This window comes from Rathayibacter sp. PhB1, assembly GCF_004362935.1.
Classification (GTDB): Bacteria; Actinomycetota; Actinomycetes; order Actinomycetales; family Microbacteriaceae; genus Rathayibacter; species Rathayibacter festucae.
Genome location: NZ_SNYD01000008.1, coordinates 24,568 through 48,246 on the forward strand (window position 1 = coordinate 24,568; position 23,679 = coordinate 48,246).

A 23,679-nucleotide genomic window follows, 5' to 3' on the forward strand; every position below is an offset into this window, starting at 1 on the left:
ACCGGGCCTAGCCGCGCTCGCTTGCGAAGGCGAGCAGCGCCTCGGCGATCTGCGCGTCGGCCTCCTCGTGGCTGATCGTGGCGGTGCCGTCGCCCGGCTGCGGGCCGTACCAGCCGAAGTCGGCGTGGTTCGACCCGTCGATCTCGACGAAGCGCGCGTCGGCGGGCAGCTGGTCGCTCGCCGCGGCGACCTTCTCCGGGGTGCTCAGGCCGTCCTCCGAGCCGCTCACGCTCAGCACGGGCAGTCCCGACGCGGACAGGTCGTTCGCGCAGTAGCTGCCGAAGAGCACGAGGCCTGCGACCTCGGGGTCCTCGCCCCACTGGCAGGCCTTCACGCCGCCCAGGGAGTGGCCGCCGACCAGCCACTCGTCGACGCCGTCCGCCTGCGCCGTGAAGCTCTCGAGCGAGCGCAGATCGAAGAACGCCAGGTTGAGGATCGGCCGGGTGATCACCACGCTCGCGCCCTCCTCGACGAGCGGCGCGAGGGTCGCCTCGTAGGAGGCCGCGTCGACCTTGGCGCCGGGGACGAAGACGAGGCCGACGCCGTCGAGGTCGGTGCCCGCGTCGTCCGTCGGGGTGAGCACGATCGCGGTGTCGGTGCGCTCGACGGCGACCGCGGGGTCCGCGTCGACGCGGGCGAGCGCCTCCGGATCGGGGCCCATCACGATCGAGGACCAGGTCAGGAAGCCGAGGACCGCGACGGCGACGAGGGCGCCGAGGCTCACGAGGACGATCCGCAGCGGGCGGCGGCGCCTCCGCGCGGAGGTCGCGCGCGCGGCTCCGGCGCTCATCGGTGCCGCGCGATCGCGTCGGCGGCCTGGACGAGCGCGAGGTGCGAGAGCGCCTGCGGGGTGTTGCCCGCGTGGCGCCGGTTCTCGACGTCGTACTCCTCCGAGAGCAGACCGACGTCGTTGCAGAGCCCGACGAGGCGGTCCATCAGCGTGCGGGCGTCGTCGAGACGGCCGGAGTCGGCGTACTGCCGCACCAGCCAGAACGAGCAGGCGAGGAACGGGTGCTCCCCGCCGGCCAGGCCGTCGACCGAGGACTCGGTGCGGTAGCGGTGCAGCAGGCCGTCGTGCATCAGCGCCCGCTCGAGCTCGGCGACCGTGCCGAGCATCCGTGGGTCGTCGGCGGCGACGAAGCCGACCATCGGCAGCACGAGCAACGAGGCGTCCACCTCGGTGGAGCCGTAGGACTGCACGTAGTGGCCGCGCTCGGAGTCGAAGCCCTGCTCCTCGATCTCGGCGCGGACGGTGTCGCGCAGCCGCTCCCAGGTCTCGACCGGGCCGTCGAGCCCGTGCTCGCGGACGGCGCGGACGCCGCGGTCCAGCGCCGCCCAGACCATCACCCGGGAGTGGGTGAAGTGCCGGGGCTCGCCGCGGATCTCCCAGATGCCGTTGTCGGGCCGCTGCCAGTTGCTCTCGACGAAGCCGAGCAGCGCGCGCTGCAGCGGCCAGGAGAACTCGGTCTCGTCCACTCCGGCCACGCGCGCCTCGTGCAGCGCCACCATCACCTCGCCGATCACGTCGGCCTGGTACTGGTCGACCGCCGCGTTGCCGATCCGGACGGGGGAGGCGCCGTCGTAGCCGGGCAGGCTCGGCATCTCCCGCTCGGCCAGGTCGCGCTCGCCGGCGAGGCCGTACATGATCTGCACGTCCTCCGGCGAGCCGGCGACCGCCCGGAGCAGCCAGGCGCGCCACTTCTGCGCCTCCTTCTCGAAGCCGTGCGCGAGCAGGGCCTCGAGGGTGAGGGACGCGTCGCGGAGCCAGACGTAGCGGTAGTCCCAGTTGCGGCTGCCGCCGAACTCCTCCGGGAGGGAGGTGGTCGCGGCGGCGACGATGCCGCCGGTCTGGTCGTCGGTCAGCGCGCGCAGCGTGAGCAGCGAGCGGACCACCGCGTCGCGGTGCGGGCCGTCGTAGCGGATCGCGCCGGCCCAGTCCGTCCACCAGCGGATGGTGCGCTCGATCGCCTTGTCGACGTCGAGCACCTTCGGGGCGCGCTGGTGCGAGGGGAACCAGGCCATCGAGAGGTCGACCGTCTCGCCGGCTGCGACGTCGAACTCGGCGGAGTGCACGTGGTCGGTCGCCGAGAGGCGCACGCCGCGGACGACGACCGCGTCGGGGCCGGCGACGGCGACCAGCAGCGGATCCTCGTCCGTGCCCTCCTGGCGCACCCACGGCATCGTGCGGGCGTAGTCGAACCGGATCCGCAGCTCCTGGCGCATCCGCACCGAGCCGGAGACGCCCCGGACGCGGCGGACGAGCTCCGCGCGATCGTCGCGCAGCGGCATCACGTCGGTGACCTCGACGACGCCGGTCGCGGTGGTCCAGGTGGTGACGAGGGCGAGGGTGTCGCCGAGGTAGTGCCGCTCGACGGTCGCCTCCGCGTCCACCGGCCGGAGCGACCAGCGGCCCTGGTCGTCACCGCCGAGGAGCGCGCCGAAGATCGAGGCGGAGTCGAAGCGGGGGAGGCAGAGCCAGTCGATGCCGCCGTCACGGGAGACGAGAGCGGCGGTGCGGCAGTCGGAGAGGACGGCGTAGTCCTCGATCGGGGAGACCATGCGCTGATCCTGGCAGCAGAACGCTGGGCGCTCCTGCGAGCGGGCGGGGCCGGCCGACCGCGGCGCACCGCCGTCAAGGCCGGGAAACGGTCGGCGGGGGCGCCGTAGGGTGTGGCGCATGCCTCAGTCGGTCCACACGCTGCTCATCCTCGGTGCGACGGGCGACCTGTCCGCCCGCCTCCTCCTCCCCGCTGTCGGTCAGCTCCTGACCCGCGAGCCCGATCGCCGCCTGCACCTCGTCGGCGCCGGTCAGGAGGACTGGACGCAGGAGCACTGGCACGAGGTCGTGTCCACGTCGTTCGCCACGGAGACCGCCTCGGGCGCCGGCATCGACGCCCTGGTCTCCGGCACGCGCTACCAGCAGGTGGACGTGACGGATCCGGAGGCGCTCGCCGCGCTGCTCGCGAGCTGCGAGGGACCCGTCGCGATCTACTTCGCCCTGCCGCCGGCGATCGCCGCGAAGGCCTGCGACGCGCTCGCCGCGCACGAGCTGCCGGAGGGGACGGTGCTCGCGCTCGAGAAGCCGTTCGGCACCGACGAGAAGAGCGCCCGGGACCTGAACGCGCGCGTCGCCGCGCTCGTCCCCGAGGACCGGGTGCACCGCGTCGACCACTTCCTCGGCCGCGCGACCGTCATGAACCTGCTCGGGCTGCGCTTCGCGAACCGGATCCTCGAGCCGCTGTGGTCGGCGGAGCACATCGAGAGCGTCGCGATCGTCTACGACGAGCAGCTGGGCCTCGAGGGGCGCGCGGGCTACTACGACGGCGCCGGCGCGCTGATCGACATGATCCAGAGCCACCTGCTGCAGGTGCTGGCGGTCGTCGCGATGGAGCCGCCGTCGACCCTCGGCGCGGCGGACCTGCGCGACGCCAAGGGCATCGTGCTGCGGGCGACGCGGCTGCACGGCGAGGACCTGAGTGCGAACTCGCGTCGGGCGCGCTACACCGCCGGCTCGGTCGACGGGCGCGAGCTCCCCGCCTACACGGACGAGAAGGGCGTCGACCCGTCGCGCAAGACCGAGACGCTGGCCGAGCTGACCGTCGAGATCGACACCTGGCGCTGGGCGGGCGTGCCGTTCACGCTGCGCTCGGGCAAGGCCCTGGGGGAGCGGCGGCGCGAGATCGTCATCCGCTTCAAGCCGGTGCCGCACCTGCCGGCCGGCTTCCACGGGACGGCCGAGGCGTCGGTGCTGCGGCTGTTCCTCGCGCCGGACCAGATGGCGCTGGAGCTGAACATCAACGGCCCCGGCGACCCGTACACGCTCGAGCGCGCATCGCTCGAGGCGACCTTCGGCGCGGGGGAGCTGCTGGCCTACGGCGAGGTCATCTCCGGGATCCTCGACGACGACCCGTCGCTCTCGGTCCGCGGCGACGCGGCCGAGGAGTGCTGGCGCATCGTCCAGCCCGCGATCGACGCCTGGCGCGCCGACGACGTGCCGCTGGACGAGTACCCGGCCGGCAGCGAGGGCCCGGAGAGCTGGCCGGCGGTCTGAGCGCGTCCTTGGTGGTCGAGCAGCGGCGGAGCGGCTTCGCGTCTCGGTGGTGAGGGAAAGGACGCGGCTGCGCCGCGACATGCTGGTCGAGTAGCCCCGCAGGGGCGTATCGAGACCCTCCGTCACCAGAAGGGCGGGTCTGCCGACTCGTCTTGTGACGATGGTGGATCTCGATACGCCCGCTCCGCGGGCTACTCGATCAACATGGGGGACATGCTGGTCGAGCAGCCGCGGAGCGGCGTATCGAGACCCGGCGTGCTGACGAGGGCGGATCTCGATACGCGCTCTGCGAGCGCTGCTCGATCAGCAGGGGGGACATGCTGGTCGAGTAGCCGCGGAGCGGCGTATCGAGACCCGTCGGCGGGCGCGCAGGGCGTTTCGCGCCACAGCACGGCCGGGCTCCCCTCCGACCTACTGTGATCGGCGACCGGTGCCGAGTACGAGCCGGTCTCCGGTTCGAGGGAGTCTCCGTGGTCGTCGTCCTGTCCCCACTCGCCGGGCGCGCCGTGCCCCTCTCGGCCGTGCCCGATCAGCTCTTCGCGGCCGGCGTGATGGGGGCGGGGATGGCGATCCAGCCTCCCGCGGAGCGCGTCGAGGTGGTCTCGCCGGTCCGCGGGGTCCTGCTCCAGGTGCTGCCGCACGCGTTCGTGGTCGTCGCGGACAGCGGACGAGCGGTGCTCGTCCACCTCGGGATCGACACGGTCGGGCTGAAGGGCGCCGGCTTCACGGTCCTCGCCGCCAAGGGCGACCGCGTCGAGGCCGGGACGCCGGTCCTGGAGTACGACGTCCCGGCGGTCCTCGCCGCGGGACTCCCGACGGTGGTGCCCGTCGTCGTGCTGGAGCGGACCGCGGACCACGTCGACGCCCTCGTGGAGGACGGCGCGTCCGTCCTCGCCGGGGATCCTCTGCTCTCCGCATGACCGCCCGTCCTCGGAGCGCACCTGCCTCCCGCCGCCGACTCGTCGTCCCCGGCTTCGCCGGTCTGCAGCGCCTCGGCAAGAGCCTCATGCTCCCGATCGCGGTGCTCCCGGCGGCCGGGCTCCTCCTCCGGATCGGACAGCCCGATCTGCTCGGGCGGATCGATCTGCCGGTGATCCGCCCGTTCTTCCAGGCGATGAGCGCGGCGGGCGGTGCCCTCTTCGAGAACCTGGCCCTGCTGTTCGCCGTCGGCGTCGCCATCGGCTTCACCAGGAGGCCGGACGGGTCGACCGCGCTCGCGGCCGTCGTCGGCCACCTCGTGCTCGCGAAGGTCTTCACCGTCCTGTCGCCGATCGTCCTGGCGGGGCGGACGACGGCCGCCGGCGACCAGGTGCAGATCGACTACAGCGTCTTCGGCGGGATCGTGGTCGGTCTGCTCACGGCCGTGCTGTTCGACCGGTTCCACACCATCGCGCTCCCCGCCTACCTCGGTTTCTTCAGCGGCCGGCGGTTCGTCCCGATCGTCGTCTCGCTCGCGTGCCTCGTCGTCGGCTTCGGTCTGAGCTGGTTCTACCCGGTCTTCGAGTCCGGCCTCACCGGTCTCGGCGCCTTCATCGGCGGCACCGGGGCGCTCGGCGCCTTCGTCTACGGCTTCGCCAACCGCATGCTGATCCCGCTGGGGCTGCACCACATCCTCAACTCGTACGTCTGGTTCCTCCAGGGCTCGTACACGAACGCCGACGGCGGCGTCGTCACGGGCGAGCTGACGCGCTTCGCCGCGGGTGACCCGACGGCCGGCGCGCTCACCTCGGGCTTCTACCCGGTGCTCATGTTCGGACTCCCGGCGGCGGCGCTGGCGATGATCCACGTGTCCAACCGGTCGCAGCGCGCGGCCGCGATCGGAATCCTCGGTGCGGCCGGGCTGACCGCCTTCCTCACCGGCATCACGGAGCCGCTGGAGTTCGCGTTCATGTTCGCGGCGTTCCCGCTCTACGTCGTGCACGCCGTGCTGACCGGGCTGTCCCTCGCGATCGCTGACCTCCTCGACATCCACCTCGGCTTCTCGTTCTCCGCCGGGCTCGTCGACCTGCTTCTCTACGGCACGGCGCCCGCTGCGAAGAACGTGGGGCTGCTCATGATGATGGGCGTCGTGTACTTCGCCGTGTACTACCTGCTGTTCCGGGTGGTGATCAGGAGGTGGAATCTGCGCACACCGGGGCGGGAGGAGGTCGTCTCCGGAGTGGACGAGGGTGAACCCGTCGCGGTCGCGGCGGAGCCGATCTCCGCGGCGGACGCTCCGCCGGAGTCCGAGGTCGAGGCGGTCATCGCGGCCTTCGGCGGGCGCGGCAACCTCGTCCACGTCGACGCGTGCATCACGCGGCTGCGCGTCCAGGTCGGCGACCGGACGCTGGTCGATCCCGCGCGGCTGAAGGCTCTCGGCGCGGCCGGTGTGCTGGAGGTCGGCGAGAGCGTGCAGGCCGTCTTCGGCCCCCGCGCGGAGGTGCTGAAGAACGACATCCTCGACGTCCTCTGACGCGACCCATGCTGGTCGAGTAGCCGCGGAGCGGCGTATCGAGACCCGGCGTGCTCAGGGGGGGAATCTCGATACGCGCCCTGCGGGCGCTACTCGATCAGCATGAGTGGCGTCCTCTGCGAGGGGCTACGTGATCAGCATGAGTGGCGTCCTCTGCGAGGGGCTACGTGATCAGCATGAGTGGCGCCCTCTGCGAGGGCTACTCGATCAGCATGGTTCGGAGCATGCCGGCTACGCGGCGGCATTCCATGCTGGTCGAGTAGCCGCGGAGCGGCGTATCGAGACCCGCCGGGTCAGCGGGTGGCGTCGGCCGGGGTCGCGACGGGCGCGGCGTCGGGCTCGGCCCAGACGGCGATCGGCTTCGGGTCCCAGGTGAGGGCGGCGGGCTCGGCGACGGGGGCGGCCGGCTCCGCGGTGACGGGAGGAGTGGAGGCACGCATCACGGGGATGGCGGAGGTGACGGGGTTCGCGGTGGCCTCGACGCCGGCGCGCAGCTGCTCGGCCTGGATGGCGGCGGACAGCTCGTGGGCGAGCGAGCGGGCGAGCATCCCGTGGAAGATCGGGTCGCGGTCGTCGTGGCTGCGGCGGGTGACGACCCAGGCGCCCTCGGCGCCGACGAAGGCGGAGAGGCGCTCGTGCACAACGGCGAAGAGCTCGTCCTGCGTGAGCGCGGGGGCCGCGACGACCTCGGGGGCCGGCTGACGGCGCCTCAGACGAAACCTCATGTCGAACCCCGTTTCCCGTGCCGCGTGCTGGACCTCCAGTGTCCAGGGGCGACGGTGCCGGAGCGCGCTGACACGCCGCGGCCGGTGGCGCGCGGCGTGTCAGAAGGCGGTCAGCGGTCGCGCTTCTTGCCGTTCTGCTCCTTGACGAGCTCCTTCGAGTCGTAGGAGACCGAGCCGATGGCGACCGCCAGAGCGATCGCCCAGCTGACCCACTGCAGGGCCAGCCGCCAGTCGCGCGGACCCTTGCGCGTCGTCTGCAGGATGGACCAGCCTCCGACGATCGCGCTGATGACGCTGGAATTGAGGATGAACTTGCGCATCGATTGCCTCCTGTGTTCACCACGACGCTAGTGGCCCGGCACCGTTCCCTCCCAACGGTTGACACCGCCGACGGCCAGCGGACGGCTCCGTCGTCGGTCCCGCCCGCTACGGTGAACCGCTGCTCGGCGCCGGGCCGCGGCGGCCACCGAGGAGAACGGGTACGAGATGCGCACGGCTGTGATCGGGGCGGTGCTCCTCGTGCTCGGCGTGATCGCCGCCCTCACCGGGGTCCTGCCGATGGACGCGCTCGGCGAGCTGGTCGAGCGCACGGCGCCGATCCTGGCCTTCGTGGTCGCCGTCACCGTGGTGGCGGAGCTGGCCTCCGAGGCCGGAGTCTTCACGGTCGTGGCCGAGCGGGCGGCGATCTGGGGCCGCGGGCGGACCGCTCTGCTCTGGCTCCTGGTGGTCGCGATGGCGATCGTCAGCACCGTCTTCCTCTCCCTCGACACCACCGCCGTGCTGCTCACGCCGGTGGTCGTGCTGCTCGCCGCGCACGTCCGGGTGTCGCCGCTGCCGTTCGCGATGGCGACCGTCTGGCTCGCCAATTGCGCCTCCCTGCTGCTCCCTGTGTCGAACCTCACCAACCTCCTGGCAGAGAGGCGGCTCGGCGTCGACGGGCCGCTCGCCTTCGCCGCGCTGACCGCCGCGCCCGCGCTCGTCGCCGCGGTCGTCCCGGTCCTCGTGCTCGCGATCCGCTACCGGCGCGAGCTCGCCGGTCGCTACCGGACGGGGGAGCGGACCCCGGTCGAGGACCGCGTCCTGCTGATCGGCGCCGGCGTCGTCGTCGCGCTGCTGCTGCCCGCCCTCGTCTCCGGGCTCGAGGTGTGGATCCCGGCGGCCGTCGCGGCGCTCGCCCTCGTCGTGCTCTTCGCGGTGCGGAGGCCGTCCGCCCTGAAGGTCTCGCTGCTGCCCTGGCAGCTGGTCGTCTTCGCCTCCGGTCTCTTCGTCGTGATGGAGGCGGCGCACCAGCTCGGCCTCGGAGCGGCGCTCGCCGTGGTCGCGGGCGACGGGAGCGGCGTGGGCGAGCTGCTCCGGCTGGCGGGATCGGGCGTCGTCGCCGCGAACCTCGTCGACAACCTGCCCGCCTATCTCGCGCTCGAGCCGGTCGCCGCCGACCCGGTGCGCCTGGTCGCCCTGCTGATCGGCGTGAACGCCGGCCCGCTGATCACCCCGTGGGCCTCGCTCGCCACCCTGCTCTGGCACCAGCGGCTGACCGCGCTCGGCGTGACGATCTCCTGGCGGCAGTACGCGCTGCTCGGCGCCGTCGCGGTGGTGCCGACGGTCGGCGGCGCGGTGCTCGCACTGGCCCTCGCCCAGGGCTGAGCCCGGCCCCCGTTCGAGTGCGGCTGGTAGCCTCGGCGGGTACGAAGACGGGCACGACCGACGATCGGGACCACCATTCCTCCGCACTCCGCCTCCGCCCCCGCACCCCTCGAGGACAGTGCCGACGGGACGACTCCAGCCGCCGCCGACCACGCCGCCGGAGCGCGCAACGCGTTCGTCGTGGTCTCGAACCGCCTCCCGGTCGACCGCGTCGTCGACGCCGACGGCACCGCCTCGTGGAAGACCTCGCCCGGCGGGCTGGTCACCGCGCTCGAGCCCGTGATGCGGGCCAACGAGGGCGCCTGGGTCGGCTGGCCCGGGGTCGCGGACGAGGAGGTCGCGCCGTTCCAGAACGACGGCGTGCTGATCGTCCCGGTCGCCCTCAGCGCTCAGGAGCTCGAGGACTACTACGAGGGCTTCTCCAACGACACCCTCTGGCCGCTGTACCACGACGTGATCGCGCCGCCCACCTACCACCGCGAGTGGTGGGACGCCTACGTGCGGGTGAACCGCCGCTTCGCCGAGGCCGCCGCGGCGGTCACCGAGCAGGACGGCGTGGTCTGGGTGCAGGACTACCAGCTGCAGCTGGTGCCGAAGATGCTCCGCGAGCTGCGCCCGGACGTCACGATCGGCTTCTTCAACCACATCCCGTTCCCGCCGTACGGCATCTTCGCCCAACTCCCGTGGCGCAAGCAGATCGTCGAGGGCCTGCTCGGCGCCGACGTGATCGGCTTCCAGCGCCAGGGCGACGCGGGCAGCTTCCTCCGCGCGGTCCGCCGCCTGCTCGGCTACGACACCCGCAGCACCGTCGTCGAGGTGCCGGTCGAGGACGACGCGGTCGACGGCACCCGGCGGGTCAACCGCTCGCGCCGTGGCGCCAGCGTCCGCCCGGTCGTCGCCCGGCACTTCCCGATCTCGATCGACTCCGCCGCCTTCGAGGCGATGGCGCGCACCCCCGAGATCCAGGAGCGGGCGCGCCAGATCCGCTCCGATCTGGGCGATCCCGAGACCGTCATGCTCGGCGTCGACCGCCTCGACTACACCAAGGGCATCGGCCACCGGCTGAAGGCGTTCGGGGAGCTTCTCGCCGACGGCCGGCTCAGCACCAAGGACGCGGTGCTCGTGCAGGTCGCGAGCCCGAGCCGCGAGCGGGTCGAGACCTACAAGCAGCTGCGCGACGACATCGAGCTGCAGGTCGGCCGGATCAACGGCGACTACGGCACGATCGGCAACCCGGCGATCAGCTACCTGCACCACGGCTACCCGCGCGAGGAGATGGTCGCCCTCTACCTCGCCGCCGACGTGATGCTGGTGACGGCGCTGCGCGACGGGATGAACCTGGTCGCCAAGGAGTACGTCGCCTCCCGCTTCGACAACGAAGGCGTGCTCGTACTGAGCGAGTTCACCGGCGCGGCGGACGAGCTCAAGCAGGCCGTGCAGATCAACCCGCACGACATCTCCGGCCTCAAGGACGCGATCGAGAGCGCGGCCCGGATGCCGCGGGCCGAGCGCACCCGCCGGATGCGGGCGCTGCGCCGCCGCGTGCTCGAGAACGACGTCTCGCGCTGGTCGGCGAGCTTCCTCGACGCGCTGAGCGAGCACGCCGCGGGCCAGCAGCTCGACGTGCATCCGGCCGCGCGCGGCCAGGAGGCGCCGCTCGGCCAGGAGGCGGAGCACCACGAGGACGGCGTCCGCGGTCGCGCGGCCGAAGACGCGCACCACGAGGACGCCCGCCGCGACGAGGCGGAGGCGTCGCGATGACCGCCGTCATGCCGACCCCCGGCGAGCACCTGCCCGGCGTGCCCGACCGCCTCGTCGCCGCGCTGCACGAGCTGGCGGCGACCGGACGCCTGCTGGTGGCGCTCGACTTCGACGGGACGCTCGCCCCCGAGGTCGACGACCCGGCGCGCGCCCGCGCCCTGCCCGAGGCGCGCGAGGCGGTCCTCCGACTGCTCGCGCTGCCCGGCACCCGCGTCGCACTGGTCTCCGGCCGTGCGCTCGGGAGCCTCGAGGAGGTCGCGCAGCTGCCCGACGAGGCGCTGCTGGTCGGCTCGCACGGCATCGAGATCCGCCTCGACCCGGGCGACGACGCCGTCCGCCTCGACGAGACCGAGCTGGCGAAGGTCGGCGTGCTCGAGGACGTGCTGAAGGGCATCGCCCGCGGGATCGACAACGTCTGGATCGAGGACAAGCCGGCCGGCTTCGCCCTGCACACCCGCCTCGCGACGGACCGGCACAGCCGCGTCGCGCACGTCGTCGCCCTGTCGGAGGCGCGCGCCGAGGTCGAGGGCGTCACCGTCCGCGAGGGCAAGAACGTCCTCGAGTTCTCGGTCCGCTCGACCACCAAGGGCGAGGCCGTGCAGCACCTGCGCCGCTACACCGGCGCGACCGCCGTGCTCTACGCCGGCGACGACGTCACGGATGAGGACGCCTTCGCGGTCCTCGGCACCGGCGACGTCGGCGTCAAGAGCGGCCCCGGCACGACCTCCGCCGCCTACCGCGTCCGCGGCCCGGAGCAGATCGCCCACGTGCTGTCGCTCCTCGCCGACTTCCGCGCCACCGCGGACTGAGTCGTCACCAGCCGCGGCGGGGGTCCTCGCGGTGCAGACGGCGGAGCTCCCCGCTCGCCGCGGCGAAGGACGGATACGCGGCGTCGATCCGGCCCAGGATCGACAGCATGTCGTTCAGTCGGTGCGGGAGTGCCACGTCGAGCAGATCGTCGTGATGGGCGACCCGGTTGCGGAGCCGCCGGAGTGTCTCGAGCTGGTGCCCGAGAGCGACGCGCGACGCGTCGTCCCGAGGCGCGAGCGGGAACGCGCGGTGCAGCGCCTCCGACCAGAGCAGGGACTGGCGAGTCGGGTCGGACGTCGCGTGGAGGAGGCCCACCCACGCGCCGAAGGTCAGCCTCGACACGACATCGTCGTGCTCGGGTGTCGGAGGGCCGGGACGTCCCGATCGTGATCGCCTGTCCGTCTCACCGTGGGAACGTCGCCGTGCCGTCGTGAGCGGAGCGCGAAGCAGGCTGTAGAGCGGGTCGCCGGTCGCGTGCGGCGACGTCCAGTCGGGGCCCGATCCTCGGTCCGCGTTCCACGTGCGCAGCTCCCTGTCCATCGCGTTCCGCACCGCGATCTCGACGAAGAGGAGCTGGGAGTGCAGTGCTCCGGCCACCCGAGTCGCCCACTGACAGAGCTCGACGGCCCGCTCGTACTCGCCGCTCGCCGCCCCGAGGTGAATGTCGAACCGCGTTCGTCCGAGCAAGGCGATGAGGGAGGCTCGGGAAATCACGAGAGGGATGCTATTCTGGTCGCCGAGCGCCGGGCTTGGATCGGCGCGTAATACCCCGGGAACCCCCGTCTCTGACGGGGGTTCCCTGTTTCCTCTGACGGGGTTTCTCTGTTTCTCCGCGAGCCGCTTCCACACGTCGCGGCGCCGCCGCGGCAGCGCCGGAGCATCGCGCGCGAGGCGGTAGCCTCGTCACATGCCGGAAATCGATTGGAAGCCTCGTTCGCGCACCGTCACGGACGGCATCGAGGCCACGACGTCGCGCGGGATGCTGCGCGCCGTGGGAATGGGCGATGACGACTGGGAGAAGCCCCAGATCGGCATCGCGTCGTCCTGGAACGAGATCACCCCCTGCAACCTCTCGCTGGAGCGCCTCGCGCGCAGCGCGAAGGAGGGCGTGCACTCGGGCGGCGGGTACCCGCTGCAGTTCGGCACCATCTCCGTCTCGGACGGCATCTCGATGGGCCACGAGGGCATGCACTTCTCGCTCGTCTCACGCGAGGTCATCGCCGACTCCGTCGAGACCGTGATGATGGCCGAGCGCCTCGACGGCACCGTCATGCTGGCAGGCTGCGACAAGTCGCTGCCCGGCATGCTGATGGCCGCCGCGCGGCTCGACCTCGCCGCCGTCTTCGTCTACGCCGGGTCGATCGCGCCGGGCTGGGTCAAGCTGTCCGACGGCACCGAGAAGGACATCACGATCATCGACTCCTTCGAGGCGGTCGGCGGCGTCAAGGCCGGGATCATGTCCGAGGAGGACGCCAAGCGCATCGAGTGCGCCTTCGCCCCGGGCGAGGGCTCCTGCGGCGGCATGTACACCGCCAACACGATGGCCAGCGTCGCCGAGGCACTCGGGATGAGCCTGCCCGGCTCTGCGTCGCCCGCCGCGGCCGACCGCCGCCGCGACTACTTCGCCCGCAAGTCGGGGGAGGCGGTCGTCGAGCTGCTGCGCAACGGCACCACCGCGCGCGACATCCTGACCAAGGAGGCGTTCGAGAACGCGATCGCCGTGGCGATGGCCTTCGGCGGCTCGACCAACGTCATCCTGCACCTGCTCGCGATCGCGAACGAGGCGGAGGTCGACCTCACGATCGACGACTTCAACCGCATCGGCGACACGATCCCGCACATCGGCGACCTCAAGCCGTTCGGCAAGTACGTCATGAACGACGTCGACCGCCACGGCGGCGTCCCCGCCGTGATGAAGGCCCTGCTCGACGCGGGCCTGCTGCACGGCGACTGCCTCACGGTCACCGGGAAGACCGTCGCCGAGAACCTCGCGGCGATGGACATCGCGCCGCTGGACGGCGAGGTCATCCGCACCCTCGACAACCCGATCCACGCCACCGGCGGACTGACCGTGCTCAAGGGCTCGCTCGCTCCCGAGGGCGCGGTCGTCAAGACGGCCGGCTTCGACGCCTCGGTCTTCGAGGGCCCCGCGCGGGTCTTCGAGCGCGAGCGCGCCGCGATGGACGCGCTCACCGACGGCGAGATCAAGAAGGGCGACGTGGTGGTCATCCGCTACGAGGGCCCCAAGGGCGGCCCCGGGATGCGCGAGATGCTGGCCATCACCGCCGCCATCAAGGGGGCCGGCCTCGGAAAAGATGTACTACTGTTGACCGACGGACGATTCTCAGGCGGCACAACCGGCCTGTGCATCGGCCACATAGCTCCCGAATCGGTGGACGCAGGTCCCATCGCATTCGTTCGCGACGGAGACCCGATTCGGGTCGACATCGCCGCTCGATCGATCGACCTACTCGTCGACGAATCCGAGCTCGCCGCCCGCCGAGAAGGCTGGGCGCCCCTCCCTCCGCGCTACACCCGCGGTGTCCTCGCCAAGTACGCCAAGCTCGTCCGCTCGGCCGCCGAGGGCGCCACCACGGGTTGATCCCGGCCCGCTCGGGCCGGCCGCGCACTCGCGCCTCCCGGGCACCGCTCGCTCGCACTCCGAGCTCCCGGTGCCCGCCGCCGCACACCGCTTCGAAGGAATCGACACCCGCATGACCCCGGACCCGTCCGCCGCGCCTCCCGCCCCGACCCCCCAGCCACCACGCTCCGCCGCGTCCGCGTCCTCGGTCGCTCCCGTCGCCGAGTCGCTCACCGGAGCGCAGGCGGTCGTCCGCTCGCTCGAGATGCTCGGGATCGAGGACGTCTTCGGCCTGCCCGGCGGAGCGATCCTCCCCGTCTACGACCCGCTGATGGACTCGTCCAAGATCCGCCACATCCTGGTCCGCCATGAGCAGGGCGCCGGCCACGCGGCCGAGGGCTACGCCGCGGCGACCGGCAAGCTCGGCGTCTGCATCGCGACCTCCGGGCCCGGTGCGACCAACCTCGTCACGGCGATCGCGGACGCCTACATGGACTCCGTGCCGATGCTCGCGATCACCGGTCAGGTCTTCTCGACGCTGATGGGCACCGACGCCTTCCAGGAGGCGGACATCGTCGGCATCACGATGCCGATCACCAAGCACTCCATCCTGGTCACGCGCCCCGAGGACATCCCCTCGGCGCTCGCCTCCGCCGTGCTGATCGCGACGACGGGCCGCCCCGGCCCGGTGCTCGTCGACATCACCAAGGACGCGCAGCAGGATGCGGCGCCGTTCGTCTGGCCGCCCAAGGTCGACCTGCCCGGCTACCGCCCGGTGACGAAGGCGCACGGCAAGCAGATCCAGGCCGCGGCGCAGCTGCTGGCCGAGGCGAAGAAGCCCGTCCTGTACGTGGGCGGCGGCATCATCCGCGCCCGTGCGGCGGCCGAGCTCCTGGCGTTCGCCGAGGCCTGCGGCGCTCCCGTCGTTACGACGCTGATGGCGCGCGGCGCGTTCCCGGACTCGCACGAGCAGCAGCTGGGCATGCCCGGCATGCACGGCACCGTCCCCGCGGTGCTCGCGCTGCAGGAGTCGGACCTGATCCTGGCGCTCGGCTCGCGCTTCGACGACCGCGTGACCGGCAAGGCGGCGCTCTTCGCGCCGAACGCCAAGGTCGTGCACGTCGACATCGACCCGGCCGAGATCTCGAAGATCCGCACGGCCGACGTGCCGATTGTCGGCGACCTCAAGGACGTCCTGCCGGACCTCACCGACGCGTTCGCGAAGGCGATCGACGGCGCTGCGCCGGACACGGCCGACTGGTGGACCTACCTCAAGGGCCTGCAGGAGGAGTTCCCGCTCGGCTACACCGAGCCGGTCGACGGCCTGCTGTCCCCGCAGTACGTGATCAAGCGGATCGGCGAGATCACCGGTCCCGAGGGCGTCTTCGCCTCGGGTGTCGGCCAGCACCAGATGTGGGCGGCGCAGTTCATCAAGTACGAGCGCCCCAACTCGTGGCTCAACTCCGGCGGCGCCGGCACGATGGGCTACTCCGTGCCCGCGGCGATGGGCGCCAAGGTCGGCGAGCCGGACCGCACGGTCTGGGCGATCGACGGCGACGGCTGCTTCCAGATGACCAATCAGGAGCTCGCCACCTGCACGATCAACGACATCCCGATCAAGGTCGCGGTGATCAACAACTCCTCGCTCGGCATGGTGCGCCAGTGGCAGACCCTCTTCTACGAGGGCCGCTACTCGAACACCGACCTCAACACGGGGCACGACACCGTCCGGGTGCCGGACTTCGTGAAGCTCGCGGAGGCCTACGGCGCCCTGGGGATCCGGGTCACCAAGCCGGAGGAGATCGACGCGGCCATCGAGCTGGCGATCGCCACCAACGACCGGCCGGTCGTCATCGACTTCGTGGTCAGCCGCGACTCCATGGTGTGGCCGATGGTCCCGCAGGGCGTCTCGAACAGCTACGTCCAGTACGCCAGAGACCACAGCCCGACCTGGGACGACGAGGAGTAGACCGCATGACCCACCACGTTCTCTCCCTGCTCGTCGAGGACAAGCCGGGACTGCTCACCCGTGTCGCGGGGCTGTTCGCGCGCCGCGGCTTCAACATCGAGTCGCTGGCCGTCGGGCCGACCGAGCTCGAGGGGCTCTCGCGCATCACGGTCGCCGTGGACGTCGAGGACCTCCCGCTCGAGCAGGTGACCAAGCAGCTGAACAAGCTGATCAACGTCATCAAGATCGTCGAGCTCGACCCCGACCAGTCGGTGCACCGCGAGCACCTGCTCGTGAAGGTGCGCGTCGACAACGTCACCCGCTCGCAGGTGCTCGAGGCCGTGAACCTCTTCCGCGCCCGCGTGGTCGACGTCGCGACCGACGCCCTGGTGATCGAGGTCACCGGCGACTCCGGCAAGACCACCGCGTTCCTCCGGGTCATCGAGCCCTACGGGATCAAGGAGATCGCCCAGTCGGGCCTGCTGGCCATCGGCCGCGGCTCGAAGTCGATCACCGAGCGCGTCTTCAAGAACTGACGGCTCCGCGCCGTCCCCTCTGCTCCGCCCACTCCACAACCAGAAAAGGAAGCATCACGTGACCGAGCTCATCTACGACGCCGACGCCGATCTCTCCATCATCCAGTCCAAGAAGGTCGCGATCGTCGGCTACGGCTCGCAGGGCCACGCGCACGCGCAGAACCTCCGCGACTCCGGTGTCCAGGTCGTCATCGCTCTCAAGGAGGGGTCGAAGTCGACCGCCAAGGCCGAGGACGACGGGTTCGAGGTCAAGAGCGTCGCCGACGCCGCCGAGTGGGCCGACCTGATCATGATCCTCGCGCCGGACCAGCACCAGCGCGCCATCTACAGCGAGCAGATCGCGGACAAGCTGACCGAGGGCAAGACCCTCGCCTTCGCGCACGGCTTCAACATCCGCTTCGGCTACATCGAGGCCCCCGCGGGCGTCGACGTGATCCTGATCGCGCCGAAGGCCCCCGGCCACACCGTGCGCCGCGAGTTCGTCGCCGGCCGCGGCATCCCGGACATCATCGCCGTCGAGAACGACGCGACCGGCACCGCCTGGGAGACCGCGAAGTCCTACGCGAAGGCCATCGGCGGCACCCGCGCCGGCGTCATCAAGACGACCTTCACCGAGGAGACCGAGACCGACCTGTTCGGCGAGCAGGCCGTGCTCTGCGGCGGCACCTCGCAGCTCGTCCAGTACGGCTTCGAGACCCTCGTCGAGGCCGGCTACCAGCCCGAGATCGCCTACTTCGAGGTGCTCCACGAGCTCAAGCTGATCGTCGACCTGATGTGGGAGGGCGGCATCGCCAAGCAGCGCTGGTCGGTCTCCGACACCGCCGAGTACGGCGACTACGTGTCGGGCCCGCGTGTCATCGACCCGAGCGTCAAGGAGAACATGAAGGCCGTCCTGGGCGACATCCAGAACGGCGCCTTCGCGAAGCGCTTCATCGCGGACCAGGACGCGGGAGCGCCCGAGTTCCAGGAGCTGCGCGCCAAGGGCGAGAAGCACCCGATCGAGGAGACCGGCCGCGAGCTGCGCAAGCTCTTCGCCTGGAAGCAGACCGACGAGGACTACACCGACGGCAGCGTCGCGCGCTAGTCGCCCGCTCGGACGGACCTCGGAGCCCCGGGCCGTCGGCGGACACCGCTTCTGCGGTGGACGTCGGCGGGGCCGGGGCTCCGTCGCGTCCGGGGGCGGTCGTTCGGGCGGGGGTGGATCTCGATACGCCCGCTGCGCGGGCTACTCGATCAGCATGAAACGGGGCGTTCCTCGGATGCGAGCCTCCCATGCTGGTCGACTAGCCCCGGAGGGGCGTATCGAGACCCGGCGTCGCCGGCGCGGGTGGTCTGCAGACCTTTGTCCTGGCGGGGGTGGATCTCGATACGCCCGCTGCGCGGGCTACTCGATCAGCATGAAACGGGGCGTTCCTCGGATGCGGCCCTCCCATGGTGGTCGAGTAGCCCCGGAGGGGCGTATCGAGACCCGGCGTCGTCGGCGCGGGTTGTTTGCAGACCGTCGTTCGGGCGGGGTGGATCTCGAGACGCCCGCTGTGCGGGCTACTCGATCAGCATGCGCACCGCGGGAGAGCTCACGGGGGGCGCGGGTAGCGTGGGGCGGATGGAGCGACGGGCACGGCGGCTGCGGCAGTGGGACGAGGGCGTGGCGGCGGCGCGGGACGGGCTGTCGTACGAGGTGTCGGCGGGGATCGTGCTGTGCGGGGTGGCCGGCGGCGGGCTCGCGGCGGCGCTCGCGCTGGCGTCCGGCGGGATCCTCGAGTCGGCGCCGGTCGCGCTGCGGACGGTGACGGCCCTCGCGCTCGCGCTGATCGCCGGCACGGTCCTCGTGGCGACCGCCACCGCCCTGCGGCGACGGACGGAGGCCGCGGGAGCCCGCTTCGCCCGGGGCGCGTGGCCGGTCCCCGCCGACCTCGGACGGGACGACCTCGAGGAGACCGCCGATCTGCCGTCCGACGTGCGACTGCCGGAGGACGCGCTCTCGCCGGCGGACCTCGTCGGCATCCTCGCGCCGTCGCGTGCCGCACGGGCCGAGGCGAAGAGGAGGGCGGCCACGCGGGATCTGCGGGCCCGCTCCCTCCTGTTCTCGGCGCTCTCACTCGTCGGCATCGTCCTCGCGCTCGCCGGCGTGCTGCTGATGATCGCGGTGATCGCGCTGCAGGGCTCGGAGGGGGCCGTCGTCACCGCGGCGGTCGTCGTCGCGGCCGGAGCTGCGGCTGGGATCGGCTCGTCCCAGGCGAACGGGCTGCCGCTGGCGGTGCTGCGAGCATCCGACGCCGCCCTGGCCCGGAGCCGCGGGCTGCTGGTCGAGCGCTGGCCGGGGGATCTCGAGGAAGGACCGCTGTCGGTGCGCGGGGGAGTGGCGGCGATCGACCGCCGTCGGCTGACCGGACTGGCGCGGAGGCCGGCGCCGTCGAGCGCGGGTGCGGGACGGGTGGCGCCGATCGTGATGCTCGCGGTGGCGCTGCTGCTGGTGGCGGGGCTGCCGCTGCTGTCCTAGCGGCCCGCGCTTCGGGGGCCGAGCGACCCCTCGCGCAGAACATCAGTGGAGAGTGCTGCTCATCGCCGATGGCGGATGACGAGTGCTCTCGGCTGATGTTCTGCGCGCGAATGCTCGTCAGCGGGCGGCGTCGCGGGCGAGGCGGCGCAGGCCGCCCTTGGGCGGGACGAGCACGGGCTCCGGCCAGCGCGGCGAGAGGTGGTCGCCGAGGGTGACCCGGCGGATCTTGCGGCCGACGAGGGGGAGCACCCAGTCGTGCGCCCAGCGGTACTGGTCGCGCAGCAGCTCGCGCGGCGTGAGCGGCTCGGGCGGGTCCCACGGGCCGGCGGAGATGGTGTGCGGCACGCCGAGGACGTCCAGCACCTGCGCGGCGAGCACGCGGTGCCCGCGCTTGGAGAGGTGCATCCGGTCGCTGGACCACATCGCGGATTCGCGGAACGCCTGCATCCGCCAGTAGTCGACGAGGACCGCGCCGCGCTCGCGGGCGATGCGGCGGACGGCGCTGTTGTAGACGCGGTTGCGCTTGACGAACATCCGCGGGGCGGGCAGGAAGGGGATGTCGAAGCCGGTGAAGAGCACGAGCGACGCGCCCGTCGTCGCCAGGGCGTCGACCAGGTGCTCGTAGCCGTCGATCAGGACGCGCATGTCGGTGCCGAGATCGAGGATGTCGTTGCCGCCGGCGTAGAGGGTGACGAGGGTCGGCCGCAGTTCGAGCGCGGGCGTCAGCTGCTCCGCGGTGATCTGGGCGAGCCGCTTGGAGCGGATCGCGAGGTTCGCGTACTCCCAGCCGGGTTCGGCGCGGGCGAGCCGGTCGGCCACGCGGTCGGCCCAGCCGCGCACGCCGTTGGGCAGGAGCCGGTGCGGGTCGCCGACGCCCTCGGTGAAGGAGTCGCCGATCGCGACGTAGCGGCGCCGGCCGCCCTCCACCCCTCGTTCGTCCGTCCCCGACTGCTCCGCCATCCCCGAAGGGTCGCCCGCCGGGGAGGCCGGGCGGTGACGCCGCGGTGGCGGGGAGGTGTCGGGCTGCTCCGAGCCGACGGCGAGGCCGCGCGGCTAGGGTGTTGCGGTGATCGACAGCAGACCCGAGGACGACCGGGACGACGACGCGCTCAGCTGGGCGGGCGAGGGCGGCGACCCCACCCTGGTGGCGGGCGATGCTCCGGTCCGCCGCCGGACGCCCCGTGCCGTGCGCTCGGCTCCGGAGGTCCGTGAGGCGCGCGAGGGCGACGTCGACGAGCTGCCGGACGAGCTCCGCGAGGACGACGACGAGCTCGAGGACGACGACGAGCTGGAGGACGACGAGGACGACGAGCGCGACGCCGCCGACGCGGCGGCCGCCTCCTCCGTGCTGCTGGTCGCGATGGGCGTCGCCGCGGGCCTGTACCTGCTCTGGACGATCGGCTGGATGATCACCGCGACGCGGCAGAACGCCACGGTCGCCGGGACGTTCGGGGGCGACCCGCTCGGCGGCGGACTCTACGGCCTCGGACTCTGGCTCGCGGTCGCGGGGCCGGCGGCCTGGTTCGCCGCCGTGCTGCTCGGAACTCGGAGCGCCCGCACGCGCACCCGGGTGCTCTGGCTGATCGCCGGGCTGATCCTGCTGGCCCCCCTGCCGTTCCTGAAGGGGGCGTGATGAGCGACTCCGCATCGACCGACTCCGCATCGACCGACTCCGCATCGACCGATTCCGTCGCGACCGGGAGCACGGTGAAGGCGACCCTCGGCGGGACCGGACACCGTGACGGCCGTCGGAAGCGCCTCCTGCTCTCGGTGCTGATCGCCGCGGTCTTCGCCCTGTTCTTCGCCTGGGACGTCTGGGAGGGGATCGGCAACCTGGTCGGCCTGCGCACCTACGCCGCCACGCTCGGCACCGACCTGAACGGCACGGGCTGGACGGTGCTGCTGCTCGGGCTGGCGCTGCCCGTGGTCTGCTTCGTGCTGGCACTGGTGCTCGGCCGTCGGCGCGGGCTCCTGGCGCGGACCGGGCTGCTGTTCGCGGCGCTCTGCCTCTCCGCGGCGCTGTCGCTCGACGTGCAGCTGATCCTCGGATTCGAGAGACTCGTCTCGCTCTAGGCCGCCGTCGCGCCCGCCGTCGAGGCCGGGCGTCACACGGCCGGGGACGACTGCGGCCCTCCGCTACAGTGGCGGGGGTTCCACCGGCCCTCGTGCTCGGTGCCCGCTCCGTCCCCTCCCCGAAGGAAGCGCCTCTCGTGACTAAGCCGGTCGTCCTGATCGCCGAAGAACTCTCGCCCGCCACCGTGGACGCCCTCGGTCCCGACTTCGAGATCCGCTCCGTGGACGGCACCGACCGCCCCGCGCTGCTCGAGGCGCTCGGCTCGGCCGACGCGATCCTGGTCCGCTCCGCGACGCAGGTCGACGCGGAGGCGATCGCCGCGGCCCCCTCGCTCAAGGTCGTCGCGCGCGCCGGCGTGGGCCTCGACAACGTGGACATCACCGCCGCGACCGCCGCGGGCGTCATGGTCGTGAACGCGCCGACCTCGAACATCATCTCCGCCGCCGAGCTCACCGTCGGCCACATCCTGAGCCTCGCCCGCCACATCCCGGCCGCGCACAGCGCGCTCGCGCAGGGCCTCTGGAAGCGCTCGAAGTACACCGGTGTCGAGCTCTACGAGAAGACCGTCGGCATCATCGGCCTCGGCCGCATCGGCGCGCTGATCACCGCGCGCCTGCAGGCCTTCGGCGTGAACGTCGTCGCCTACGACCCCTACGTCACCAGCGCCCGCGCGCAGCAGCTCGGCGTGACGCTCCTGCCGCTCGAGGAGCTCCTCGCGCAGAGCGACTTCATCACCATCCACATGCCGAAGACCCCGGAGACCACCGGGATGATCTCGGACGCGCAGCTCGCGCTGATGAAGCCGACCGCGTTCCTGGTGAACGTCGCCCGCGGCGGGCTGATCGACGAGGACGCGCTGCACCGCGCGCTCGTCGCCAAGACCATCGCCGGCGCCGGGCTCGACGTGTTCGTGAAGGAGCCGCCGACCGACTCGCCGCTGCTGGCCCTCGAGAACGTGGTCGTCACTCCGCACCTCGGTGCGTCGACGGACGAGGCGCAGGAGAAGGCGGGCGTCTCGGTCGCGAAGTCGGTGCGCCTCGCGCTCTCGGGCGAGCTCGTGCCGGACGCGGTGAACGTCGCCGGCGGCGTCATCGACCCCTACGTCCGCCCGGGCATCCCGCTGGTCGAGAAGCTGGGCCAGGTCTTCTCCGGCCTCGCCGCCTCGCCGGTGACGTCGATCGACGTCGAGGTGCGCGGCGAGCTCGCCGGCTTCGACGTCAAGGTGCTCAAGCTCGCGGCGCTCAAGGGCGTCTTCAGCAACGTGGTGTCGGAGACGGTGTCCTACGTCAACGCGCCGGTGCTCGCGGAGCAGCGCGGCATCGAGGTGCGCCTGATCACGGACGCGGTCTCGGACGAGTACCGCAACGTGATCACGCTCCGCGGCGCCCTCTCGGACGGCTCGCAGATCTCGGTCTCGGGCACGCTGACCGGCACCAAGCAGGTCGAGAAGCTCGTCGCGATCAACGGCTACGACGTCGAGGTGCCGCTCGCGAAGCACCACGTGGTGATGAGCTACGTCGACCGTCCCGGGATCGTCGCGGTCTACGGGCGCGAGTTCGGCGAGGCCTCCGTCAACATCGCGGGCATGCAGATCGCGCGCACCGAGGCGGGCGGCAAGGCCCTCTCGGTGATCACCATCGACTCGCCGGCGCCGGACGGACTGCTGGAGAAGGTCCGCGTCGCGATCGACGCCGACCTGATGCAGGAGATCGACATCACCGAGTAGGTCCGAGCGCGGCGGAGGAGACGGCAGCATGGAGCGCAGGTTCGCCCAGGTCGACGTGTTCGGCGCGGAGCCGTTCCTCGGCAACCCGGTGGCGGTGGTCGTCGACGGCGACGGCGTGTCCGACGCGTCGATGGCCGCGTTCGCGCGGTGGACGAACCTGTCGGAGACGACGTTCCTGCTGCCGCCCACCACCCCGGAGGCCGACTACCGGCTGCGGATCCTCACGCCGCGGCGCGAGCTGCCCTTCGCGGGGCACCCGACGCTCGGCAGCGCGCACGCGTGGCTCGCGTCCGGGGGAGTGCCGCGCGATTCCGGAGTGCTGGTGCAGGAGTGCGCGGCCGGGCTCGTGCGGCTCCGGGTGCCGGACGGGGCGATCGCGTTCGCGGCGCCGCCGCGGCAGCGCACGGGGCCGGTGGACGAGCCGACGCTGGCGCGTGCGGCGGCGGCGCTGGGGCTCGCGCGCGAGGAGATCCTCGGGCACGAGTGGGCCGACAACGGGCCGGGCTGGCTGGCGCTGCGGCTGGAGTCGGCGGAGCGGGTGCTCGCCATCCGGCCGGAGTCGGCGCGGCTCGGCGGGCTCGCGGTCGGCGTGGTCGGTCCGCATCCGGCGGGGGCGGAGTGCGCCTTCGAGGTGCGCGCGTTCATCCCGGACGTTGGGGTGGCGGAGGATCCGGTGACGGGCAGCCTGAACGCGGGGATCGCGCAGTGGCTGATCGGGGCCGGGCTGGCGCCCGAGCGGTACGTCGCGGCGCAGGGGACCGCGATGGGGCGCGCTGGGCGAGTGCTTGTGGAGCGCGTGGGCGACGACGTGTGGATCGGCGGGGCCACGGCGACGCTGATCGAGGGGACCGTGCGGCTGTAGGCGACGGGT

At 72.2% G+C, this 23,679-nt stretch carries 21 protein-coding genes; 15 read left to right on the forward strand and 6 right to left on the reverse strand.

Annotated elements, in window-relative coordinates; all coding sequences use genetic code 11:
• Nucleotides 1-7: 7 nt before the first annotated feature.
• The gene (locus EDF17_RS17420; protein WP_123447991.1) at nt 8-790 is read right to left on the reverse strand and encodes an alpha/beta hydrolase; all 783 of its coding nucleotides are present in this window, start codon (nt 788-790) and stop codon (nt 8-10) included.
• Complete coding sequence (locus EDF17_RS17425) at nt 787-2,559, reverse strand: glycoside hydrolase family 15 protein (protein WP_123447990.1); 1,773 nt, start codon at nt 2,557-2,559, stop codon at nt 787-789. The genes EDF17_RS17420 and EDF17_RS17425 overlap by 4 nt, the downstream gene beginning before the upstream one ends.
• A gap of 118 nt (nt 2,560-2,677) precedes the next feature.
• Between EDF17_RS17425 and EDF17_RS17430 the strand changes: the two genes are divergently transcribed.
• The 3 genes from EDF17_RS17430 (at nt 2,678) to EDF17_RS17440 (ending at nt 6,503) form a co-directional block, all read left to right on the forward strand.
• Nucleotides 2,678-4,051, forward strand: coding sequence for a glucose-6-phosphate dehydrogenase (locus tag EDF17_RS17430; protein WP_164874507.1), 1,374 nt, complete (start codon nt 2,678-2,680; stop codon nt 4,049-4,051).
• Between the two features lie 470 nt (nt 4,052-4,521).
• Nucleotides 4,522-4,971, forward strand: a complete 450-nt coding sequence (locus EDF17_RS17435; RefSeq protein WP_123447988.1) for a PTS glucose transporter subunit IIA — start codon at nt 4,522-4,524, stop codon at nt 4,969-4,971.
• Nucleotides 4,968-6,503: a PTS transporter subunit EIIC gene (locus EDF17_RS17440; RefSeq protein ID WP_123447987.1), complete on the forward strand. Its 1,536-nt coding sequence runs from the start codon at nt 4,968-4,970 to the stop codon at nt 6,501-6,503. The genes EDF17_RS17435 and EDF17_RS17440 overlap by 4 nt, the downstream gene beginning before the upstream one ends.
• 293 nt (nt 6,504-6,796) lie before the next feature.
• Here the strand turns inward: EDF17_RS17440 and EDF17_RS17445 are convergent, their stop codons facing one another.
• Together EDF17_RS17445 and EDF17_RS17450 are read right to left on the reverse strand one after the other, a co-directional pair.
• Nucleotides 6,797-7,228 (reverse strand): hypothetical protein, encoded by a 432-nt coding sequence (locus tag EDF17_RS17445; protein ID WP_133672136.1) that lies wholly within the window; start codon nt 7,226-7,228, stop codon nt 6,797-6,799.
• Nucleotides 7,229-7,338: 110 nt separating this feature from the next.
• The gene (locus tag EDF17_RS17450; RefSeq protein ID WP_123447985.1) at nt 7,339-7,548 is read right to left on the reverse strand and encodes a hypothetical protein; all 210 of its coding nucleotides are present in this window, start codon (nt 7,546-7,548) and stop codon (nt 7,339-7,341) included.
• Nucleotides 7,549-7,714: 166 nt separating this feature from the next.
• Between EDF17_RS17450 and EDF17_RS17455 the strand changes: the two genes are divergently transcribed.
• From EDF17_RS17455 to otsB, 3 genes are all read left to right on the forward strand, one after another.
• Entirely contained in the window at nt 7,715-8,872 is a 1,158-nt protein-coding gene (locus EDF17_RS17455; RefSeq protein WP_123447984.1) for an SLC13 family permease, read from the forward strand.
• 180 nt (nt 8,873-9,052) lie between these two features.
• Complete coding sequence (locus tag EDF17_RS17460; protein ID WP_123447983.1) at nt 9,053-10,633, forward strand: trehalose-6-phosphate synthase; 1,581 nt, start codon at nt 9,053-9,055, stop codon at nt 10,631-10,633.
• Nucleotides 10,630-11,442: a trehalose-phosphatase gene (gene otsB / locus EDF17_RS17465; protein ID WP_123447982.1), complete on the forward strand. Its 813-nt coding sequence runs from the start codon at nt 10,630-10,632 to the stop codon at nt 11,440-11,442. Before EDF17_RS17460 ends, otsB begins: the two co-directional genes overlap by 4 nt.
• Before the next feature lie 4 nt (nt 11,443-11,446).
• Here the strand turns inward: otsB and EDF17_RS17470 are convergent, their stop codons facing one another.
• Complete coding sequence (locus EDF17_RS17470) at nt 11,447-11,785, reverse strand: hypothetical protein (protein WP_127887139.1); 339 nt, start codon at nt 11,783-11,785, stop codon at nt 11,447-11,449.
• 565 nt (nt 11,786-12,350) lie between these two features.
• On the opposite strand from EDF17_RS17470, the gene ilvD reads away from it, so the two are divergent.
• The 5 genes from ilvD to EDF17_RS17495 all read left to right on the forward strand — a co-directional run bounded on the left by ilvD (nt 12,351) and on the right by EDF17_RS17495 (nt 19,008).
• Nucleotides 12,351-14,045, forward strand: coding sequence for a dihydroxy-acid dehydratase (gene ilvD, locus EDF17_RS17475; protein WP_123447980.1), 1,695 nt, complete (start codon nt 12,351-12,353; stop codon nt 14,043-14,045).
• 112 nt (nt 14,046-14,157) lie between these two features.
• Nucleotides 14,158-15,993, forward strand: coding sequence for an acetolactate synthase large subunit (locus EDF17_RS17480; protein WP_123447979.1), 1,836 nt, complete (start codon nt 14,158-14,160; stop codon nt 15,991-15,993).
• Nucleotides 15,994-15,998: 5 nt separating this feature from the next.
• On the forward strand, nt 15,999-16,508 hold the full coding sequence (gene ilvN, locus EDF17_RS17485) for an acetolactate synthase small subunit (protein WP_123447978.1): 510 nt from the start codon (nt 15,999-16,001) through the stop codon (nt 16,506-16,508).
• Between the two features lie 58 nt (nt 16,509-16,566).
• Nucleotides 16,567-17,592, forward strand: coding sequence for a ketol-acid reductoisomerase (ilvC, locus tag EDF17_RS17490; RefSeq protein ID WP_123447977.1), 1,026 nt, complete (start codon nt 16,567-16,569; stop codon nt 17,590-17,592).
• A 519-nt stretch (nt 17,593-18,111) separates the two neighbouring features.
• Entirely contained in the window at nt 18,112-19,008 is an 897-nt protein-coding gene (locus EDF17_RS17495; protein ID WP_133672138.1) for a hypothetical protein, read from the forward strand.
• A gap of 117 nt (nt 19,009-19,125) precedes the next feature.
• Here EDF17_RS17495 and EDF17_RS17500 read toward each other — a convergent pair whose 3' ends face one another.
• Nucleotides 19,126-19,968, reverse strand: a complete 843-nt coding sequence (locus tag EDF17_RS17500) for an SGNH/GDSL hydrolase family protein (RefSeq protein ID WP_123447975.1) — start codon at nt 19,966-19,968, stop codon at nt 19,126-19,128.
• 106 nt (nt 19,969-20,074) lie between these two features.
• Here EDF17_RS17500 and EDF17_RS19995 point away from each other — a divergent pair, with 106 nt between their 5' ends.
• The 4 genes from EDF17_RS19995 to EDF17_RS17525 all read left to right on the forward strand — a co-directional run bounded on the left by EDF17_RS19995 (nt 20,075) and on the right by EDF17_RS17525 (nt 23,670).
• Nucleotides 20,075-20,641: a DNA polymerase III subunit gamma/tau gene (locus tag EDF17_RS19995; RefSeq protein ID WP_166649731.1), complete on the forward strand. Its 567-nt coding sequence runs from the start codon at nt 20,075-20,077 to the stop codon at nt 20,639-20,641.
• Entirely contained in the window at nt 20,641-21,081 is a 441-nt protein-coding gene (locus tag EDF17_RS17515) for a hypothetical protein (RefSeq protein WP_123447973.1), read from the forward strand. The genes EDF17_RS19995 and EDF17_RS17515 overlap by 1 nt, the downstream gene beginning before the upstream one ends.
• Nucleotides 21,082-21,218: 137 nt before the next feature.
• Complete coding sequence (serA, locus tag EDF17_RS17520; protein ID WP_123447972.1) at nt 21,219-22,808, forward strand: phosphoglycerate dehydrogenase; 1,590 nt, start codon at nt 21,219-21,221, stop codon at nt 22,806-22,808.
• A 28-nt stretch (nt 22,809-22,836) separates the two neighbouring features.
• Nucleotides 22,837-23,670 carry a PhzF family phenazine biosynthesis protein gene (locus EDF17_RS17525; RefSeq protein ID WP_123447971.1) on the forward strand — a complete coding sequence of 278 codons (834 nt, stop codon included), beginning with the start codon at nt 22,837-22,839 and terminating at the stop codon, nt 23,668-23,670.
• The last annotated feature ends 9 nt before the right edge of the window (nt 23,671-23,679 follow it).

Bases quoted from the DNA above. Each gene is read 5' to 3' on its own strand.
- ilvN (WP_123447978.1), top strand. From the start codon at position 15,999: ATGACCCACCACGTTCTCTCCCTGCTCGTCGAGGACAAGCCGGGACTG.
- EDF17_RS17480 (WP_123447979.1), top strand. From the start codon at position 14,158: ATGACCCCGGACCCGTCCGCCGCGCCTCCCGCCCCGACCCCCCAGCCA.
- EDF17_RS17495 (WP_133672138.1), top strand. From the start codon at position 18,112: ATGGAGCGACGGGCACGGCGGCTGCGGCAGTGGGACGAGGGCGTGGCG.
- EDF17_RS17450 (WP_123447985.1), bottom strand. From the start codon at position 7,548: ATGCGCAAGTTCATCCTCAATTCCAGCGTCATCAGCGCGATCGTCGGA.
- EDF17_RS17445 (WP_133672136.1), bottom strand. From the start codon at position 7,228: ATGAGGTTTCGTCTGAGGCGCCGTCAGCCGGCCCCCGAGGTCGTCGCG.
- EDF17_RS17500 (WP_123447975.1), bottom strand. From the start codon at position 19,968: ATGGCGGAGCAGTCGGGGACGGACGAACGAGGGGTGGAGGGCGGCCGG.
- EDF17_RS17440 (WP_123447987.1), top strand. From the start codon at position 4,968: ATGACCGCCCGTCCTCGGAGCGCACCTGCCTCCCGCCGCCGACTCGTC.
- EDF17_RS17420 (WP_123447991.1), bottom strand. From the start codon at position 790: ATGAGCGCCGGAGCCGCGCGCGCGACCTCCGCGCGGAGGCGCCGCCGC.
- EDF17_RS17425 (WP_123447990.1), bottom strand. From the start codon at position 2,559: ATGGTCTCCCCGATCGAGGACTACGCCGTCCTCTCCGACTGCCGCACC.
- EDF17_RS17455 (WP_123447984.1), top strand. From the start codon at position 7,715: ATGCGCACGGCTGTGATCGGGGCGGTGCTCCTCGTGCTCGGCGTGATC.
- EDF17_RS17515 (WP_123447973.1), top strand. From the start codon at position 20,641: ATGAGCGACTCCGCATCGACCGACTCCGCATCGACCGACTCCGCATCG.
- EDF17_RS17430 (WP_164874507.1), top strand. From the start codon at position 2,678: ATGCCTCAGTCGGTCCACACGCTGCTCATCCTCGGTGCGACGGGCGAC.
- EDF17_RS17525 (WP_123447971.1), top strand. From the start codon at position 22,837: ATGGAGCGCAGGTTCGCCCAGGTCGACGTGTTCGGCGCGGAGCCGTTC.
- ilvD (WP_123447980.1), top strand. From the start codon at position 12,351: ATGCCGGAAATCGATTGGAAGCCTCGTTCGCGCACCGTCACGGACGGC.
- otsB (WP_123447982.1), top strand. From the start codon at position 10,630: ATGACCGCCGTCATGCCGACCCCCGGCGAGCACCTGCCCGGCGTGCCC.